Source organism: Pseudarthrobacter siccitolerans (genome assembly GCF_030823375.1).
Classification (GTDB): domain Bacteria; phylum Actinomycetota; class Actinomycetes; order Actinomycetales; family Micrococcaceae; genus Arthrobacter; species Arthrobacter siccitolerans_A.
Window position 1 is genome coordinate 846,054 of record NZ_JAUSXB010000001.1, and the last position, 17,714, is coordinate 863,767.

The following is a 17,714-nucleotide window of genomic DNA, read 5'->3' on the forward strand; positions in this document are numbered from 1 at the left end:
CCGGCACCTTGCGCTGTTCAAGCCGTGCCGACCACCAACACGCGGGACCCTCCGGCAGACGGAATCCCACCGACGAAAGAGTGATCCCATGACACGCAAAGTAGTCATCACCGGTCTGGGTGCCACCACACCCATCGGCGGCGATGTACCCACGATGTGGAACAACGCGCTCAAGGGGGTCTCCGGTGCCCGCACCCTCGAAGACGACTGGGTAGCCAAGTACGAACTGCCCGTCCACTTCGCAGCCCGCTGCAGCACCCCGGCGCTGGACGTGCTCAGCCGGGTTGAGGCCAAACGGATGGACCCCTCCACCCAGTTCGGCGTTATCGCCGCCCGTGAAGCCTGGGCCGACTCGGGCATCACCGAATTCGACAAGGACCGGCTGGCCGTAGCCTTCGCTACGGGCATTGGCGGGGTCTGGACCCTGCTGGACGCCTGGGACACGCTGAAGGAAAAAGGCCCCCGCCGCGTCCTCCCCATGACCGTACCCATGCTGATGCCCAACGGCGTGGCCGCCGCCGTCAGCCTGGACCTCGGCGCACGCGCCGGCGCCCACACCCCCGTTTCCGCCTGCGCCTCCGGCACTGAAGCCCTGCACCTGGGCCTGGACCTGATCCGCTCGGGCAAGGCGGACGTGGTGATGTGCGGGGGCGCTGAAGCAGCCATCCACCCCATGCCGCTGGCTGCGTTCGCATCGATGCAGGCCCTGTCCCGCCGCAACGACGACCCGCAAGGCGCGTCCCGTCCCTATGACCTGGGCCGCGACGGTTTTGTCATGGGTGAAGGCGCAGGCGCCCTGGTCCTCGAGGCCGAAGAACACGCCCTGGCCCGCGGAGCCCGGATCTACGGTGAACTCGCCGGAACGTCCGTTACGGCTGACGCCTACCACATCACCGCACCGGACCCTGAAGGCCTTGGCGCAACCCGCGCGCTGAAGGCAGCTATGTTTGACGGCCGCATCCAGGCCGAAGACGTGGTCCACGTGAACGCGCATGCCACCTCCACCCCGGTTGGTGACAAGCCTGAATACACCGCGCTGCGCGCCGCCCTTGGATCACACATCGACAACGTGGCGGTTTCGGCCACGAAGTCGCAGATGGGCCACCTCCTGGGCGCCTCCGGCGCCGTCGAGGCGGTTCTCACCGTGCTCGCCATCTACGAGCGCAAGGCGCCCGTGACGATCAACCTTGAGAACCAGGACCCGGAGATCCCCCTCGACGTGGTCACGTCAGCCAGGGATCTGCCTGCCGGCAATATCGTGGCGCTGAGCAACTCCTTCGGCTTCGGCGGACACAACGCCGTGGTAGCGGTTCGCAGCATCTAACAACTGTCCGGCGTTGCTGCCGGACACCAAACAGGAGGCCCCGCCGGCTGGCGGGGCCTCCTGTTTTGCTATGGAGATTTCTTGGTGTTGTTGCCGGCGGCGGGTTGATAACGACGGCGGCACGGGGCCGCTGACGACGGCGAAAGTTTGCTTCGGCGGTCAGCCAACCTGGTGCAGCCAGCGGACGGGCGCGCCCTCGGCGGCGTGCCGGAAGGGTTCGAGTTCCTCATCCCAGGCCTCACCCAGCGCCAGGGACAGCTCGTGGTAGACGGCTGCGGGATCGCCCGCGCCGGATTCGTAGGCGTAGCGGATCCTGTCTTCGGAAACCATGATGTTGCCGTGGACGTCGGTCACCGCATGAAAGATGCCCAGCTCGGGCGTGTGTGACCATCGGCCGCCATCCACACCCTGGCTCGGCTCCTCGGTGACCTCATAGCGGAGATGGGCCCAGCCGCGGAGGGACGACGCAAGCTTTGATCCCGTCCCGGGGGCACCGGTCCAGGACAGCTCGGCCCGGAACATTCCGGGCGCGGCAGGTTGAGGGGTCCACTCAAGATCCGTGCGCTTGTCAACGACGGAGCCGATGGCCCACTCGACATGCGGGCACAAAGCAGTAGGGGCTGAGTGAACAAACAGCACACCGCGGGTCATTGCAACAGACATTCCATCCTCCATAGCTCTAGGTACGTCTTCCCCAACGACCTCTGCCTGGATGGAACTGCTGTGCCCTGCACTGCGGGGCCTGCTCCCTGCTTCAATATTCAACTGTTCAGATTAAGCAGTGTCCGGACTTGCTGGTCCGCTCGAAGCGATGGAGCTTCAAGCGGGACTTGAAAGTTGCCGGACGTGACTCTTATTGTGCCGTACCCCGGGTAATTACGCCAGTGCGATTCCCTTGGCAGAGCCGCGGCCGTCCGGGGTCAGGCCCTAGGGTGTGCCTGCTGGTAGCTTTGGCGCAGCCGGTCCACGGAGACGTGCGTGTAGATCTGGGTGGTGGCCAGGCTGCTGTGCCCCAGGATCTCCTGGACGGCCCGCAGGTCAGCGCCCCCGTCCAGCAGGTGCGTGGCTGCCGAGTGCCGCAGGGCGTGCGGGCCCGAGGCCGAAGTGTCACCCAGGGCCTCGAACAGAGTATTGACCAGCGCCCGGACCTGCCGCTGGTCCATCCGGCCGCCGCGGGCGCCCAGGAACAGAGCGGGACCGCTGTTGTCCCTGGCGAGCTTCGGCCTGCCCCGCCGGAGCCAGTCGTCCAACGCCAGCGCCGCGGGGACGCCGTAAGGGACGGTGCGTTCCTTGTTGCCTTTGCCGATGACCCGCAGCGTACGCCGGTCCGGGTCGAGGTCATCGATGTCCAGGCCCGTCAGCTCACCGACGCGGACCCCGGTGGCATAGAGCAGTTCGACGATTGCCCTGTCCCGCACGGGCAGGGGTTCACCTTCCGCGGCAACTTCCTCCAGCCTGGCCAGCAGCCGGGTCAGCTGCTGGGACTGCAGCACGCCGGGCAGGGATTGCTCCCGTTTGGGTGCCTTGAGCCGCAGGGCAGGGTCCGCAGGGACGTGCTCTTCCCTCAGGGCCCAGGCCGTGAAAGCGCGGGCGGTGGCCGCCCGGCGTGCCAGGGTGGAGCGTGCGACGCCTGCCTGGCTCTGCACTCCCAACCACCGCCGAAGGGTACCGAGTTCCAGGTCAGCCAGTTTGGTTGCCCCCTCGGAGGCAGCATGGCAGAACAATCCTCGCAGGTCGCCCTCATAGGCACGCAAGGTGTGCTGCGACAGGGCCCGCTCCCCCGACAGGTACCGCACGAAAGCGCCCAGCGCTTGGCTTAGCTCGGGGGGCAATTCCTGGTTTTCCACTCCCCTACTGTCTCAGGTCTTACCGCTGACCCGGTCACTGACACGGTCTCTCAACGTCCTCGCGCTGACCGGCCAGTCCAGTTGCCGGGCCGGCTGGTCGGTTGCCGCATCCGTTGCGGGTACAGTGCGGTTCGCCCCTATCAGGCTGATGCCTTGCCGCGTTTCCAGCCGCCCCGCTCGGACACCGCCAGCCCGAGCAGCCCCAGCCGACCCAGCCCGGCCCGCACCGATTCCGGCCCGAGACCCGCCACGGAACAGAGTTTCTCAACCGACGTGGTGGACCGCAGGGGCAGCGCATCGAGGAGGATCAGGTCTTCGAGGGTCAGCCCGTCCTGGACTTCGGCTCCGCTCTGCCGGGATTCGGGAAGACCGGTTCCGCTCGATCCGGCCAGCTCAGCAACTTCGGCTGCGTCGGTAACGCAAACGGCGCCGCCGTCCCGGAGGAGCCGGTGGCAGCCGGCCGAATTCGCGCTGTGGACCGAGCCGGGGACGGCGCCCACTGCCCGGCCCAGCGTCTCGGCGTGGTGGGCCGTGTTCAATGCTCCTGACCGCCACCGCGCTTCGACAACGACCGTCACCGCCGACATCGCGGCGATGAGTCTATTCCGTTGCAGGAAACGGTACCGGGTTGGGGCCGATCCCGGAGGAACTTCCGCAATCACCGCCCCCTGGTTGCACACCGCCCGGAGCAGGTCCTCATTCCCGGACGGGTAGAAGCGGTCAACACCGCCGGCCATCACGGCGATAGTGGGCACTGCGGCCGAGGCGCCGGCAAGCGCGGCGCGATGGGCGTGTGCATCGATGCCATAAGCGCCGCCGGACACTACTGTGAAGCCGCGTTGCGCCAAAGAATAGGCGATGTCCCCTGTTACCGATGCACCATAGCTGGTGCTGTCCCGCGACCCGACGAGCGCGATGCACTTGTCCGCCCCGGGAAGGGGCTGTTCCTGTCCACGCCACCACAGGCAGAGGGGTTCCTGGATTCCCAGGTCAGAGAGCTGGATGGGCCACAATTCGTCCGACGGGATGATCAGCCGGCCCCCGAGGCGCGCCATGGTGGCGAGGTCCCGCTCCGGTGCCAGATCTGGAATCCGGGGCTGCCAGCGTTTCAGGGATGCGGCCATCCCCGCCCAGCCGGCGGACCCGCTGTCCGCCAGGAGCGAGGTGATCTCGCGCTCCAGCCCGGCTCCGGCAGCAACCTCGCCGGTGGCAATCCGCAGGGCGTCGGCTGCGCCGCAGATTTGCACGAGTGCCAGGCCGGCAGCATCCTGGGGCTCCATCAACCGGGCCAGCGCGGCGCGGGACAGCCTTTCTGCGTCCACTTCGGTCTCCTTCATGCGGCCACCGCGGCTGCCTGCCGCAGCCCCAGCGCCTGCCCGATATCGTTGGTGTCCGGCCGTTCCCGGTGCCCGAGGTCGGCCATGGTCCAGGCCAGACGAAGGACCCGGTCGTAGCCGCGGGCAGTGAGGACGCCGCGCTCAAGTGAATGGTCGAGGATGCGGGTGGATGCCGGCGGAAGCCGTAGCTCTCCCCGCAGTACACGGCCGGGGACCTGCGAATTCGTTTCCAGCCCAAAGGGCTGCAGCCGGTCACGCTGCCGGCCGCGCGCGTCACGGACCCGCGCGGCAACGGACGCAGTGTCCTCCTCGGCGCCTCCCTGCCCGAACTCTGCCAAAGAGACCCTGTCCACCTGGAGCTGGATGTCCACGCGGTCCAGTAGCGGGCCGGACATCCGGGCCAGGTACCGCCGGCGCATCATCGGCGTACATGTGCAGTCCAGGCCCTTCCCGGAGGCCTTGCCGCAAGGGCAGGGATTGGCTGCTAGGACCAGCTGGAACCGGGCAGGATAGGCGGCGGTTCCAGCGGACCGGTGAATCACCAGCTCGCCGCTCTCCAAGGGCTGCCGAAGTGCGTCCAGGACACGGCGCTCATACTCGGGGGCCTCGTCCAGGAAGAGCACGCCCCGGTGGGCACGGGAGGCGGCCCCAGGCCTGGGAAGGCCTGAGCCGCCGCCAATGATTGCAGCGGCGGTAGCGGAATGGTGCGGGCTTTCAAAGGGCGGCCGGCGCAGCAGCTGGGCTGAGGAAGACGGCAGTCCGCAGAGCGAATGGATGGCGGTAACCTCCATGGCCTCATGGTCGGCAAGATCCGGCAACAGCCCGGGAAGCCGTTCGGCCAGCATGGTCTTGCCTGCACCCGGCGGACCCATCAGAAGAAGATGGTGTGCGCCGGCAGCTGCCACTTCGAGGGCCCGCCGTGCATCGCCCTGGCCGGAGACATCAGCCATGTCAGGGCAGGTGGCGTCTTCCTCCTGCTCGTCGGCTGGAAGATCCGGATCCTCCGGGTCAAAATCCAGGGCCAGCTCCTGCGGGTCAGCGCCAAAATCCAGGGCCAGGCGCGCCAGGGTGCGGTAGCCAGTGACATTGGCGCCGGGAACCAGGGCAGCCTCGGCCAGGTTGGCGTGGGCCACCACAATGTCCGGATAGCCTGCCTGGACGGACGCCATCACGGCCGGCAGGATGCCGCGGACCGGGCGCAGCCTCCCATCAAGCCCGAGCTCCGCGATAAAGACGGTTTTTCCAGTCGGCTTGATGTCGTTTGCTGCCCGGAGCACTGCCATGGTGACGGCCAGGTCGAAACCTGAGCCCCGTTTAGGGAGTGACGCCGGAATAAGGTTGGCGGTGATCTTCCGGCGGCTCAACGGTATCCCGGAATTTTTGGCTGCCGAGCGGATACGCTCCTTGGCTTCATTCAACGAGGCGTCCGGCAGCCCGAGGAGGATAAAAGCCGGCAGGGTTTGGCCGATGTCGGCCTCGACCTCCACGATGTAGCCGTTCAACCCCACTAAGGCGATGGAGTAGGTTCTGCCCAAGGCCAATCACCCCACCCCCTTGAGGTGCTCCACCAGGGGTTCGCCGCGGCCGTCGTCCACCACGGCGATGACATCCACCCGCCGCAGCGGCATCCGCAGCTCGCGGTCGCGGCACCATGCCGAACCCAGCCGGTGCAGGCGGGCAAGCTTCTTGGGACCTACCGCTTCAAAGGGGTGGCCGTAATCGAGGGATCGGCGGGTCTTTACTTCGGCAATGACAAGGGCATCGCCATCCAGGGCCACGATGTCGATTTCACCCTCGGTGCAGCGCCAGTTGCGCTCAACCACCAGCATGCCGACGGATTCGAGATAGCCGGCGGCAAGCTCCTCACCGCGACGGCCCAACAGGTCTTTTGATTTCATTTCTACCTCCGCAACCAGCCTGCGGGGGCGCAGTTGCGGAGGTAAGGGAGCTCATCCCGTATGTGTAAAAATCACTTGCCGGGGGCGAATGTGCAGGACAAGTCGCCGGGCCCGTCAGGGACTACTGGCCCAGGTCAACATCCTTAGGCAGCGCGAGTTCCTCGTTGCGCGGAAGCTCTTCCACGTTGACGTCCTTGAACGTGAGGACCCGGACACTTTTCACGAACCGCGCCGAGCGGTAAACGTCCCACACCCAGGCGTCCTGGAGCGTCAGGTCGAAGTAGACTTCGCCGTCGGCGCTGCGGGCCTGGAGGTCCACGTGGTTGGCCAGGTAGAAGCGCCGTTCGGTCTCGACAACGTAGCTGAACAGGCCGACGACGTCGCGGTATTCACGATAGAGCTGCAGCTCCATGTCGGTTTCATAGTTTTCAAGATCCTCAGCACTCATGATTCCATCTTGCACCATCCACGGCGCCGCTGGCGCCCGCGCCGGGCCGTCAGTCTTCGCTGCCGGGCTCCTCGAGCCCTGGCTCGTCCGTGCTGTCCAGCAACTCCCCGCCGAGCAGGCGCCAGCTCACCCGGTGGTATGGGGTTGGCCCTGCCGCCCGGAGGACGTCCCGATGCAGCACCGTGGCGTAACCCTTGTTGATGTCCCAGCCGAAGTCCGGGTACTCGGCATGAAGCTTCCGCATCATCCCGTCCCGTTCCACCTTGGCGATCACGCTCGCCGCCGCCACGCTCAGGCACTGCATGTCCGCTTTGATTTTGGTGTGCACCGGGGCGTCGCAAACGGCTTCAAGGACCGGCTCGTCGAAGAGGGACAGCTGTTCGGCGGGCGAGAGCCAGTTGTGACTGCCGTCCAGGAGCACCATGTCCGGTGTCACGCCCGCCGCGAGAACCTCGTGCCACGCGCGGGTTCCGGCCAGGCGCAGCGCAGCGATGATGCCAAGGGCATCGATCTCCTGTGCCGACGCGTGCCCCACGGCGGATGCCACGCTCCACCGGCGGACCAGCGGGTCAAGCCGTTCCCGTTCAGCCGGGCTGAGGAGCTTGCTGTCCCGAACCCCGGCCAGGGGGCGCTGGCGCTCCAGGTCCACGACGGCGATGCCGACGCTGACGGGCCCGGCGAGGGCGCCACGGCCGACCTCGTCCACGCCAGCCACGAGGCGCACCCCCTGCGCCTTAAACGTCCGTTCGTGCCGCAGGGTGGGAGCCTTTGCGGGACGGGCCACCTTGGTGGAGCCGGCGCGTCCTTTGGCCGTGTTGGCCTTTACCGCGCCGGCCTTAACTACCGGGGACATGGTCAGGGTGCCGCCGGCACGTTCCGGAACACATCCGGGTAGTTGTCCAGGGTGGTGATCCGGCTCAGCGGCCACGCGATCACGGCGGCCTTGCCTTCAAGGTCTGCCATGTCGATGAACCCGCCGTCGATCTCCATGTGGGCGCGGGAGTCGGCTGAGTGGTTGCGGTTATCGCCCATCACCCACACCTTGCCTTCGGGGACAGTGACATCGAAGTTGCGGACCTGCGGGACCTCGGCCGAATTGATGTACTTCTCGTCGACGGCGGTCCCGTTAATCGTCAGTTTACCGCCGGCATCACAGCAGACGACATGGTCCCCCGGCAGCCCGATGACCCTTTTGACCAGGTGTTGCTCTGAGTTGTCCGGCAGGAGGCCAACAAAGGTAAGTCCGTCCTGCACCCAGGTGAACGGTCCCTCCGTCTTTTCCGGCGCGGCCGGCAGCCAGCCTTTGGTGTCGCGGAAAACCACAACGTCCCCGCGGCTCAGTGAGAAGGGTTCAGGCACCAGGAGGTTAACGAAGATCCGGTCGTCAACATCCAGCGTGTTCACCATGGATTCGGAGGGGATGAAGAAAGCCCGGAACAGGAAGGTTTTGATCAGGAAGGAAAGCACGACGGCGATGACCACCACTGTGGCTATTTCCTTCAGCCAGGCGAGCATCTGGCCGCCGCCGCTTTTTTCGTCGGCGGCCCTGGCTTCGGCCCGGCTGCCTGCAGCGGGAGAAGGTGCTTCGGGACCCGAAACTGCTTCCGGCGCAGCGCTGGCCGGGGAATCCGGAGCGCCGTCCCGACGCGGCTCGGGGGTCCACGGGTGGTTCTCGGGCATCTACTGTCCGTTCTGTGTTATTGGCCCTGCCGCTGGCGGCCGAGGTAATGCAGCAAATCTATCAAGCGGCCAGACGATCCGGACCGGCCTGCCAATCACCCTGTCCAACGGCACCATACCTCCGCCGGGGGCACCAAGCAGGCTCCGGGAGTCGGCGGACACGGACCGGTGGTCGCCCAGCAGCCACAAGCGCCCCTCCGGCACCTCTGCACTGAACTTTTGTGTGCTGGGTACATCCCCGCGGAAGACGTAGGGTTCGGCCAGTGGTTCACCGTTGACGGTGATTTTCCCGCCGGCGTCACAACAGACCACGGAGTCCCCCGGAAGTCCGATGACGCGTTTTACATAGGTGGTGTCGCTGCCCGTCAGGCCAAGCCATTGGCTGATGCCCGCGGCGGTATCCACCAGTGCGCCCTTACCGCTGTTGAGCGGTGCGAAAGTGCCCCGGCCGTCAAAGACCACGATGTCCCCGCGCCGGACCGATTCGGCCCTGAAATCGGTGCGCGAGACGAGGATGCGGTCCCCGCCCTGGAGGAGCGGTTCCATGGACTCGGACGGAATGTAGTAGACGTCGAGCCAGAGTGACCGGACCAGACCGCTGACTGCCAGGGCCAGCACAAAGGCAAGGAACACAAAACGCCAGCCCGTATTGGCGGGCTGGCGTTTTATCTGGTCCATAAGTCCGTATCCTGGGCGCTGGTGCATGGCTCCGGCGCTGGCCGGGTACGGCTGCGGCCCTGCCTGGTAGGTCCGGTGGGACTTACTTGGCGGTGCTGAAGTCGCGCTTTTCCTTGATCTTCGCAGCCTTACCGCGCAGCGCGCGCATGTAGTAAAGCTTGGCGCGGCGGACGTCACCCTTGGTAACGACCTCGATCTTTTCGATGATCGGGGAGTGCACCGGGAAGGTACGCTCCACGCCGACACCGAAGGACACCTTGCGGACGGTGAAGGTCTCGCGGACGCCTTCGCCCTGGCGGCCCAGGACGAAACCCTGGAATACCTGGACACGGGTGTTCTTGCCTTCAATGATGTTCACGTGAACCTTGAGGGTGTCACCGGCGCGGAACGCGGGAACATCGGTGCGCAGCGAGGCTGCATCGACGGAATCGAGAATATGCATGATTGCACTCCTGGTGAACGCCACAGGTCATTCACTTTAGGTCACGGCAGCCAAGCCCGGACGCTGTTGGCGCACCGGAGATTGCTGCCGAAAGTTTGATGGTCCGGCCACTTCACTGATTGACGTGCCGGTTGTCATAGCTGTTGGTTGCGCTCCCCCTGTGGCAGGTGCGGACCCAGCAGACACAAGGACTAATTTTGCCACAGTCCGCGGCGGACAGCCAATCCCGGGAGCCGGAGGACGGCGGAACCGCCGGCCGGTCAGTCCTGCTGCTCGTCCGGCTGGGCAGGGCGGCGCCGCAGGCGGCCGTCGACGACGTCGTACCCCAGGTCCTGCAGGGCGGTGCGGTCGGCACGCGGCAGCTTTCCGGCGTCGAACGCTTCGAGCAGGTCCGGGCGGCGTTCCGCCGTCCGGCGGAACTGTTCATGCCGGCGCCACTGCGCAATCTTTCCGTGGTTTCCGCTCAGCAGGACTGCCGGCACTTCGCGTTCCCGCCAGACTGACGGTTTGGTGTAGACGGGGTACTCCAGCAGCCCGTCGGAGTGGGACTCCTCCACCAGCGACTCGGGATTGCCCACCACGCCGGGCAGGAGCCTGCCGATGGCCTCGACCATGGCAAGGACCGCCACTTCGCCGCCGTTCAGGACGTAATCGCCAAGGCTGACGGGCCGGACAGTGAAATGTTCCCCGGCCCATTCGATAACCCGCTCATCGATGCCCTCGTACCGTCCACACGCGAACGCGAGGTGCTCCTGTTCGGCCAGTTCGTAGGCGAGGGCCTGGGTGAACCGTTCCCCCGCCGGCGACGGGACGATCAGGACCGGCTTGCCCGCACCTTCGGGGCGTCCCCCGGCCACCGATGACAGGGCCTGCGCCCACGGCTCAGGCTTCATGACCATCCCCGCGCCGCCCCCGTAAGGGGTGTCATCCACGGTCCGGTGCCTGTCCGTTGTGAACGACCGCAAGTCGTGGACGTGCAGGTCCAGCAGCCCGTCCTGGCGGGCCTTGCCGATCAGGGAGAGTTCCAGCGGCGCCAGGTACTCGGGGAAGATACTGACGACGTCGATCCGCATTTAGGCGTTGCTTTCCGGATCAGGCCCGGCGCCCTGGTCCGAGTTGAGCTCGAACAGGCCGTCCGGCGGGGTGAGGAGGACGAACCCTTCCTCGATGTTGACCTCCGGCACAATCTGCTCAACGAAGGGAATGAGGATCTCTTCGCCGCCGGGCGTGGTGACTACCAGCAGATCCTGGACAGGCATGGTGTTGAGCGCGGCAACCTTGCCCACCACCCGGGACCCAACCCGTGCCTCCAGTCCTACCAGTTCGTGCTCGTACCAGCCTTCGTCGTCGTCCTCGTCCAATTCTTCGGTTTCGATGAAGAGCTTGGCGCCGCGCAGGGTTTCCGCTTCGTTGCGGGTTTCAATTTCCTCGAAGCCGAGCAGGAGGATGTCCTTGTTCCAGCGGGCGCTGATGACGGTCAGCGGCCCGGCCGAGGCCGGTTCCACTACAAATTCGGTGCCCGGCACAAACCGGTCCCCAGGGGCGTCGGTGAGGACCTGGACCGTTACTTCCCCCCGGATACCGTGGGGCTTGCCGATTCGTGCCACCTGAAGCTGCATGTGTTCCTCTGTTCCGATGTGTCTGTTCCGTGCGGTTCGCGGGGTGTCCCGGGGAAAGCACTCCGGCCCCTCCACCATGGGTGGAGGGGCCGGAGCAAAGCTGATGTTGCCGTGCGCTCAGCGGCGGCGGTCTGTGTCGACGACGTCGACCCTTACCGGCTCGCCGCCGGCCAGGGCAGCCACAACGGTGCGCAAGGCGCGTGCCGTGCGGCCCTGGCGGCCGATCACCCGTCCGAGGTCGTCCTGATGAACCCGCACCTCGAGGGTGTCCCCGCGGCGGTTGTTCTTCGAGCTGACCTTGACGTCATCCGGGGAGTCTACGATTCCCCGGACCAGGTGCTCCAGCGCGTCTGCCAGCAATTTACTCAGCCTCGGTGGTCTCTGCCTCGGCCGGTGCCTCGGCTGCGTCAGACTTGGATGCCTTCTTGGTGATGGCTTCCGGGATGATCACGGAACCCTTTTCCGGGGCAACGAAGGCTTCCTTCGGAGCTTTGGTCTTCAGGGTGCCTTCCTGGCCCGGGAGGCCCTTGAACTTCTGCCAGTCACCGGTGATCTTGAGGATCGCGGCAACCTGCTCCGACGGCTGGGCGCCGACGGACAGCCAGTACTGGGCACGCTCTGAGTTGACCTCGATGTATGAGGGCTCTTCGGTGGGGTGGTACTTGCCGATTTCCTCGATGGCGCGGCCGTCACGCTTGGTGCGTGAGTCTGCGACGACGATGCGGTAGTACGGTGCGCGCATTTTGCCAAAGCGCTTAAGGCGAATCTTTACGGCCACTTTTGTGGTCACTCCTGTTTCAGAAAGGGGGTGAACCCGGCGTTCTGCACCCGTGGGGCGGGCCGTACTTGCGGGTTCGAAGGACAAGATCCGGACGCGGAGAGAGGGGCCACGCAGATCGAGTACCTGTTTATTGTGCCAGATCAGCGCCCGGATTTCGACTTGGCGCGCATCCGGCGCTGCCCGAAGGAAGCGGGAGCCAGGTCAGGCGGACCAGACGTACAGGCCGGTGCGCTCCGACTCATCGACGGCGCCGGCAAGTTCGGCCAGTTGCTGCACGTAGGTCCGGGCCTGCGCCGCATCGAACGGCATGTCGTCCTGGGCCGCCCATTGCTCGGCAACGTCGTCCAGGACGTTGCCTTCGCCTTCGGTTTCATACGAGAGCAGGTCCGCCAGGGCACGAACCATGGCAGGCGGGACGGCCAGCAGTGAATCGCTCGCCACATCCACCATAGTCAGCTCGTAGTCTGCTCCGCCGGCGTGCACGGCTGTACCGGCAAGGTCCCCGAGCTGTTCGACCTCAAAGTCGCTGATTCCCTCGATCCTGACTGCCTGGCCGGCCGGCGCGCTGCTGCCCTGGTCCAGCACCCCGGCGCGCTTCAGCGCACCCGCATGGTCAGCGACAAAGATCTCGGTGAAGCCCATGGGAATTACCCTCATTCCGTTGACGGTCCGGCACATTGGGAGGCAGAATCCGCCGCCCCGCCGTTCGGGTTTCAGCCTAGTACACGGGCCCCGGCTGTCCGGCCACGGCGGCCTTAACGGACAGAGACCCGGATGTTGTTGCGCCAGGGATCCTCGAACCTCAGCTCCGCACCGGTGTGGTGCGCGGGCACCCCGGCGACCTTCAGCCGGTCAGCCAGCGCCCCGACGTCGTCTCCGGACGGAACCTCGATGAGCACCTCGCCAAGGCCCAAGGTATCCTTGCGGGGACCGGCGCCGCGGCTGTTCCAGACGTTCATGGCCATGTGGTGGTGGTAGCGGCCCGCCGAAACAAAGAGTGCCTGCCCGTGCCAGCCGGCAGTCTTTTCGAAGCCGAGGATACCGACGTAGAAGTCGCGGGCCTGCTGGACGTCGCCCACCTGGAGGTGGACGTGGCCCACTCCCGCCACGGTTCCACGCTGGCGCTCGAGGGATTCCTCAGTGAGGTGCTGCTCCAGGTAGCGCTGCGGCGGCAGGGCCAGGCTGTCCATGACCACGTCCGTACCGTTCCATGACCAGTTACTCCTCGGACGGTCCCAGTAGAGCTCGATGCCATTGCCTTCCGGATCATTGAAGTAGAAGGCCTCGCTGACCAGGTGGTCGGCGCTGCCAGTGAACGAGCGGGACTCGAATTGAGCGGCCGTGGCGATGGTGGCGGCGAGGTCGGCCTGGTTCTCAAAAAGCAGCGCGGTGTGGAAGAGGCCCGCTTCTCCCCTGCCCGGAAGGTTCAGCCCCGGAGCTGGCGCAAGGTGGACCAATGGCTTCCGGAGCCGGCCGAGGTACAGCCCGCCGTCCTGTTCGGCAACAACCTCAAGCCCAAGGGCACGCTGGTAGTAGTCGGTCATGACCTTCATGTCGCCCACCTTGAGCATCACGGTGCCCATGGTGAGTTCGGCAGGAAGGAGATCCTGGGTTGCGGCTTGTGCAGTCATTGAAAACTCCCGGTGCTGTGGCCCGTCGGGGTGGTGGGCCTGTCACTATTAAAATTACTTGAAGCTTCAATTTATTCCAAGTAGCTTTCGGGACTTTTCGCCTCAGCGAACGATCCGTCCTCCCAGCACCACGTGGGCCAACCTTTGCACCGTTTCGGGAACCTGCCGCGGATCTTCCGCGCACAGCACGACGTCGGCCCGGGCACCTTCGGTGAGCGCTTCGGCGCCGAGCCACTCCCGGGCGCCCCAACATGCCGCGTCCAGCGCGGCGGTGACGGGCAGTCCGGCGTGGTGGAGGGCCAGGATTTCGTCTCCGATCCTTCCGTGCCGGATGACGCTGCCCGCGTCCGTGCCGGCGTAGATCTTCACGCCGGCCTCGAAAGCCTCTGCCACCCGCTGGGCACGGCATTCCCACAGTGCGCGCATATGGGCGGCGTAGCGCGGGAACTTGGGCTCCGCCTGCGCCGCGATATCCGGAAAAGTGGCGATGTTGATGAGCGTGGGCACAATGGGCACACCCTGCTCAGCGAACCGCGGAAGGTGCCGCGGGAGCAGTCCGGTGGCATGTTCTATGCAGTCGATGTCCGCGTCCAGCATCTGGTCCAGCGTTTCTTCGGCAAAGCAGTGAGCAGTGATCCGGGCGCCTTCGTCGTGCACAGCCTGGACGGCGTCCCTGACGACGGCGGCGGGAAACGACGGCGCCAGGTCACCGGCGCCGCGGTCTATCCAGTCCCCCACGAGCTTGACCCAGCCGTCGCCGTCGCGTGCCTGCTTGCGTACGGCTTCGACCAGCCCGTCGGGTTCCACTTCCTCGGCGAAGCCCCGGAGATACCGGCGGGTCCTGGCGACATGCCTCCCGGCACGGATCAGCACCGGGGCATGGCGGCTGCCCTGGAGGAAGCGGGTGTCGGCAGGGGAACCCGCATCCCGGACCAGCAGCGCGCCCGCGTTAAGGTCGGTTCTTGATTGTTCTTCCGCCGTCGCTTCGTCGACGGCGCCTCCGGGTCCCAGGCCGATATGGCAGTGGGCGTCAACCAACCCCGGCAGTACCCAGCCGTCCAGGATCCTGTCCGGTTCCCCCGCCGGCCGGCGGAACGTAAGCCTGCCGTCAACGGACCAGAGCCCGCGTGCCTCGGTGTCCGGGCCGGTCAGCACGGCGCCGTCGAACTGGATGATTTCTGCCATGGATTTACCTCTTTTCCCGCCCCGACAGGCTAGCACTGCCGGATGTGACACGGGCCCCGCTCCCTGCTGTGGTAGCTTCTTGGTGACCACACGGGTGCCCTTGCAGGGGCTGAGATCGGGCTGACGCAGCCTGCGACCGTTGAACCTGTCCGGGTAATGCCGGCGAAGGAAGTGAGTATTCCTTGAGTACATCAAATGCACAGCTTAACCCTGCCCAAAACCCGTCCGGCGCGGCGGCCGGCGGCCAGGACCAGCCTCCTGTCACGCAGTCGCTGAAGAACCATTCCCTGGCGTTTATCGAAGACGAGGCGGCCGGAATCCGCGTGCCGGTCACGGAGATAGCGCTGGCGGATTCACCGAATGGCCAGCCCAACGGGCCGTTTCGCGTCTACCGCACCGCCGGGCCGGGCAGTGATCCCGTCCGCGGCCTCACCCCGTTCCGCTCGGAGTGGATCGAAGCCCGCGGCGACACGGAAACCTACGGCGGCCGCGGGCGGAACCTGCTCGACGACGGCCGCTCGGCTGTCCGCCGCGGGGCGGCCAGCGCGGAGTGGAAGGGGGCGCGGCCGGTGCCCCGCCGCGCCGTCGACGGTAAGACCGTGACGCAGATGCACTACGCACGGCAGGGTGTTGTTACCCCGGAGATGCGGTTTGTGGCGTTGCGGGAAAACTGCGACGTCGAGCTGGTTCGCAGTGAAGTAGCTGCCGGCCGGGCCATCATCCCCAACAACATCAACCACCCCGAGTCCGAGCCGATGATCATCGGCAAGGCATTCCTGGTGAAAATCAATGCGAACATCGGCAACTCGGCGGTCACCAGTTCCATCGCGGAAGAGGTGGACAAGCTGCAGTGGGCCACCCAGTGGGGTGCGGACACCGTGATGGATCTTTCCACCGGTGACGACATCCACACCACGAGAGAGTGGATCATCCGCAACTCTCCTGTTCCGATCGGGACCGTCCCCATCTACCAGGCCCTCGAGAAGGTCAACGGCGAAGCGAACGCACTGACCTGGGAAATTTTCCGCGACACCGTGATTGAGCAGTGCGAACAGGGCGTGGACTACATGACCATCCACGCCGGTGTCCTGCTCCGGTACGTTCCCCTGACGGCCAACCGGGTGACGGGCATCGTGTCCCGCGGCGGTTCCATCATGGCCGGCTGGTGCCTCGCGCATCACCAGGAGAACTTCCTCTACACGCACTTTGACGAGCTCTGCGAAATCTTCGCCAAGTACGACGTCGCGTTTTCCCTGGGTGACGGGCTGCGGCCGGGGGCGACGGCGGACGCCAACGATGCGGCGCAGTTTGCCGAACTGGACACGCTGGCTGAGCTGACGCAGCGCGCGTGGGAATTCGACGTGCAGGTGATGGTGGAGGGCCCCGGCCACGTTCCGTTCCACCTGGTGAGGGAGAACGTGGAACGCCAGCAGGAGTTGTGCAAGGGCGCGCCGTTCTACACACTGGGGCCGCTGGTCACCGACGTGGCGCCAGGCTATGACCACATCACCTCGGCCATCGGTGCCACCGAGATCGCCCGCTACGGTACGGCCATGCTGTGCTACGTCACCCCGAAGGAACACCTGGGCCTGCCCAACAAGGACGATGTCAAGACCGGGGTGATCACCTACAAGATCGCAGCCCACGCAGCGGACCTGGCAAAGGGCCACCCCGGTGCGCACGAACGCGATGACGCGCTGTCCAAGGCACGGTTCGAGTTCCGCTGGCGCGACCAGTTCGCGTTGTCCCTGGACCCGGTGACGGCCGAGGCCTTCCATGACGAAACGCTGCCCGCCGAACCGGCCAAGACAGCCCACTTCTGCTCCATGTGCGGCCCCAAGTTCTGCTCCATGCGGATCAGCCAGGATATCCGGGACGAATACGGTTCCGCGGCGTCGCAGGCGGCACTGGCCGATGCTGCGGCGGGGATGCGCGGAAAGAGCGAGGAATTCCTGGCCGCCGGCGGCAAGGTCTACTTGCCGGAGCTCAGCGTTCCCGCCGGGAGCCAGGGCGTCAGGACGCCCTAGGCGCCTGCAGCCTGCTGACGTCCCGGATGAAGGACCGGATGATGCGGTCCCCCTCCACGGAGTCGTGGGGCCGGTGCCCTCCCGCCGCTGTGCGGTGCAGGGCGCCGGTCTCCCGCAGGTACCCGGCGATCTCCTCGTAGAGCGGTTCCCATCCCCCGGTGAGGACCAGGGTGGGCACGCCGGGAACGATGTGCAGCGCGGCTTCCCAGGCCGGGGCCTGCAGCCGGAGCCGCCTGGCGGAACGCTTTTCCTCGGCGGTGGCCGGTTGCTGCAGATCCGTGGCATAGACGCGCCGGACGAACTCCCGCTGGAAGTCCTGGTCGCTCATCTGGTGCCGGGCGTCGAAGAGGGGCCGCATGAGGCTGATGTGGGCCGCGGTGGCCGGCAGTTCGGCGGTGAGCGACAGGCAGGCCGGCTCCACCAGCGTCAGGGAAAAGACCAGATCCGGGCGTTCGACGGCGGCCATCATGGCCGCAACAGCGCCTTGCGAATGGGCCACAACATGCCCGCCGGCGGCGCCCCTGCCGTCGTCGGCCAGTGACCGCAGCACAATACTGGCGTCCTCCTCGAAGGAGGACTCGACAGGCTCGGCCACAGGATCGTAGCCGTGGCGGCGGAGGAACAGTGCGTCGTAGGACAGTGCCATCCCGTGCTGGCGCGGCCAGGCCGCGGAGCCGAAGCTGCCGGCGCCGTGCACGAACACTACCCTCTGCTTGAACATGACCCAACCCTATTCCACGGCACCGACATCTTAAGTGAGTAGCGCCAAGTGTCGTTTTGAGCGGTCAAAACGACACTTGGCGCTACACAGTTGGGC

General features: G+C 66.1%; 20 protein-coding genes and 1 riboswitch. Of the genes, 2 read left to right on the forward strand and 18 right to left on the reverse strand.

Annotated features, from left to right (window positions below; all coding sequences use genetic code 11):
- Positions 1-88 precede the first annotated feature (88 nt).
- Entirely contained in the window at positions 89-1,324 is a 1,236-nt protein-coding gene (locus tag QFZ36_RS04035; protein WP_306634125.1) for a beta-ketoacyl-[acyl-carrier-protein] synthase family protein, read from the forward strand.
- A 159-nt stretch (positions 1,325-1,483) separates the two neighbouring features.
- On the opposite strand, the gene QFZ36_RS04040 is transcribed toward QFZ36_RS04035, so the two are convergent.
- The 17 genes from QFZ36_RS04040 to QFZ36_RS04120 form a co-directional block, all read right to left on the reverse strand.
- Positions 1,484-1,987 carry a DUF3145 domain-containing protein gene (locus tag QFZ36_RS04040; RefSeq protein ID WP_041652118.1) on the reverse strand — a complete coding sequence of 168 codons (504 nt, stop codon included), beginning with the start codon at positions 1,985-1,987 and terminating at the stop codon, positions 1,484-1,486.
- A gap of 257 nt (positions 1,988-2,244) precedes the next feature.
- On the reverse strand, positions 2,245-3,171 hold the full coding sequence (locus tag QFZ36_RS04045) for a tyrosine recombinase XerC (protein ID WP_306634128.1): 927 nt from the start codon (positions 3,169-3,171) through the stop codon (positions 2,245-2,247).
- A gap of 140 nt (positions 3,172-3,311) precedes the next feature.
- Positions 3,312-4,508: a DNA-processing protein DprA gene (gene dprA / locus QFZ36_RS04050; RefSeq protein ID WP_306634130.1), complete on the reverse strand. Its 1,197-nt coding sequence runs from the start codon at positions 4,506-4,508 to the stop codon at positions 3,312-3,314.
- On the reverse strand, positions 4,505-6,049 hold the full coding sequence (locus QFZ36_RS04055; RefSeq protein ID WP_306634131.1) for a YifB family Mg chelatase-like AAA ATPase: 1,545 nt from the start codon (positions 6,047-6,049) through the stop codon (positions 4,505-4,507). The genes dprA and QFZ36_RS04055 overlap by 4 nt, the downstream gene beginning before the upstream one ends.
- Positions 6,050-6,406 carry a YraN family protein gene (locus QFZ36_RS04060; protein WP_306634133.1) on the reverse strand — a complete coding sequence of 119 codons (357 nt, stop codon included), beginning with the start codon at positions 6,404-6,406 and terminating at the stop codon, positions 6,050-6,052.
- Between the two features lie 121 nt (positions 6,407-6,527).
- Positions 6,528-6,854 (reverse strand): DUF2469 domain-containing protein, encoded by a 327-nt coding sequence (locus tag QFZ36_RS04065; protein WP_013601392.1) that lies wholly within the window; start codon positions 6,852-6,854, stop codon positions 6,528-6,530.
- Positions 6,855-6,903: 49 nt separating this feature from the next.
- Positions 6,904-7,707, reverse strand: coding sequence for a ribonuclease HII (locus QFZ36_RS04070; RefSeq protein WP_306634135.1), 804 nt, complete (start codon positions 7,705-7,707; stop codon positions 6,904-6,906).
- A gap of 2 nt (positions 7,708-7,709) precedes the next feature.
- Complete coding sequence (gene lepB / locus QFZ36_RS04075) at positions 7,710-8,534, reverse strand: signal peptidase I (RefSeq protein WP_306634137.1); 825 nt, start codon at positions 8,532-8,534, stop codon at positions 7,710-7,712.
- Positions 8,535-9,212: a signal peptidase I gene (gene lepB / locus QFZ36_RS04080; RefSeq protein ID WP_306634139.1), complete on the reverse strand. Its 678-nt coding sequence runs from the start codon at positions 9,210-9,212 to the stop codon at positions 8,535-8,537. It lies immediately after the preceding gene.
- Positions 9,213-9,294: 82 nt separating this feature from the next.
- Positions 9,295-9,654 (reverse strand): 50S ribosomal protein L19, encoded by a 360-nt coding sequence (gene rplS, locus QFZ36_RS04085; protein WP_050054723.1) that lies wholly within the window; start codon positions 9,652-9,654, stop codon positions 9,295-9,297.
- A gap of 260 nt (positions 9,655-9,914) precedes the next feature.
- Entirely contained in the window at positions 9,915-10,727 is an 813-nt protein-coding gene (gene trmD, locus QFZ36_RS04090) for a tRNA (guanosine(37)-N1)-methyltransferase TrmD (protein WP_306634141.1), read from the reverse strand.
- Positions 10,728-11,273 (reverse strand): ribosome maturation factor RimM, encoded by a 546-nt coding sequence (gene rimM / locus QFZ36_RS04095; RefSeq protein ID WP_306634143.1) that lies wholly within the window; start codon positions 11,271-11,273, stop codon positions 10,728-10,730. It abuts the gene before it with no gap.
- Between the two features lie 117 nt (positions 11,274-11,390).
- On the reverse strand, positions 11,391-11,633 hold the full coding sequence (locus QFZ36_RS04100; protein WP_306630842.1) for an RNA-binding protein: 243 nt from the start codon (positions 11,631-11,633) through the stop codon (positions 11,391-11,393).
- Between the two features lies 1 nt (position 11,634).
- The gene (rpsP, locus tag QFZ36_RS04105) at positions 11,635-12,051 is read right to left on the reverse strand and encodes a 30S ribosomal protein S16 (RefSeq protein ID WP_306634145.1); all 417 of its coding nucleotides are present in this window, start codon (positions 12,049-12,051) and stop codon (positions 11,635-11,637) included.
- A gap of 204 nt (positions 12,052-12,255) precedes the next feature.
- A complete protein-coding gene (locus QFZ36_RS04110; RefSeq protein WP_306639086.1) occupies positions 12,256-12,696 on the reverse strand; it encodes a hypothetical protein in 441 nt (146 codons plus the stop codon).
- A 113-nt stretch (positions 12,697-12,809) separates the two neighbouring features.
- Positions 12,810-13,685 (reverse strand): VOC family protein, encoded by an 876-nt coding sequence (locus QFZ36_RS04115; RefSeq protein ID WP_306634147.1) that lies wholly within the window; start codon positions 13,683-13,685, stop codon positions 12,810-12,812.
- 102 nt (positions 13,686-13,787) lie between these two features.
- A complete protein-coding gene (locus tag QFZ36_RS04120) occupies positions 13,788-14,870 on the reverse strand; it encodes an amidohydrolase family protein (protein ID WP_306634148.1) in 1,083 nt (360 codons plus the stop codon).
- Positions 14,871-14,950: 80 nt separating this feature from the next.
- Positions 14,951-15,058: riboswitch (TPP riboswitch) on the forward strand.
- Here QFZ36_RS04120 and thiC point away from each other — a divergent pair.
- Complete coding sequence (gene thiC / locus QFZ36_RS04125) at positions 15,053-16,897, forward strand: phosphomethylpyrimidine synthase ThiC (protein WP_306634150.1); 1,845 nt, start codon at positions 15,053-15,055, stop codon at positions 16,895-16,897. Its footprint overlaps the riboswitch before it by 6 nt.
- Here thiC and QFZ36_RS04130 read toward each other — a convergent pair.
- Positions 16,884-17,618, reverse strand: coding sequence for an alpha/beta fold hydrolase (locus QFZ36_RS04130; protein ID WP_306634152.1), 735 nt, complete (start codon positions 17,616-17,618; stop codon positions 16,884-16,886). The two genes, thiC and QFZ36_RS04130, sit on opposite strands and share 14 nt — an antisense overlap.
- Positions 17,619-17,714: the final 96 nt, after the last annotated feature.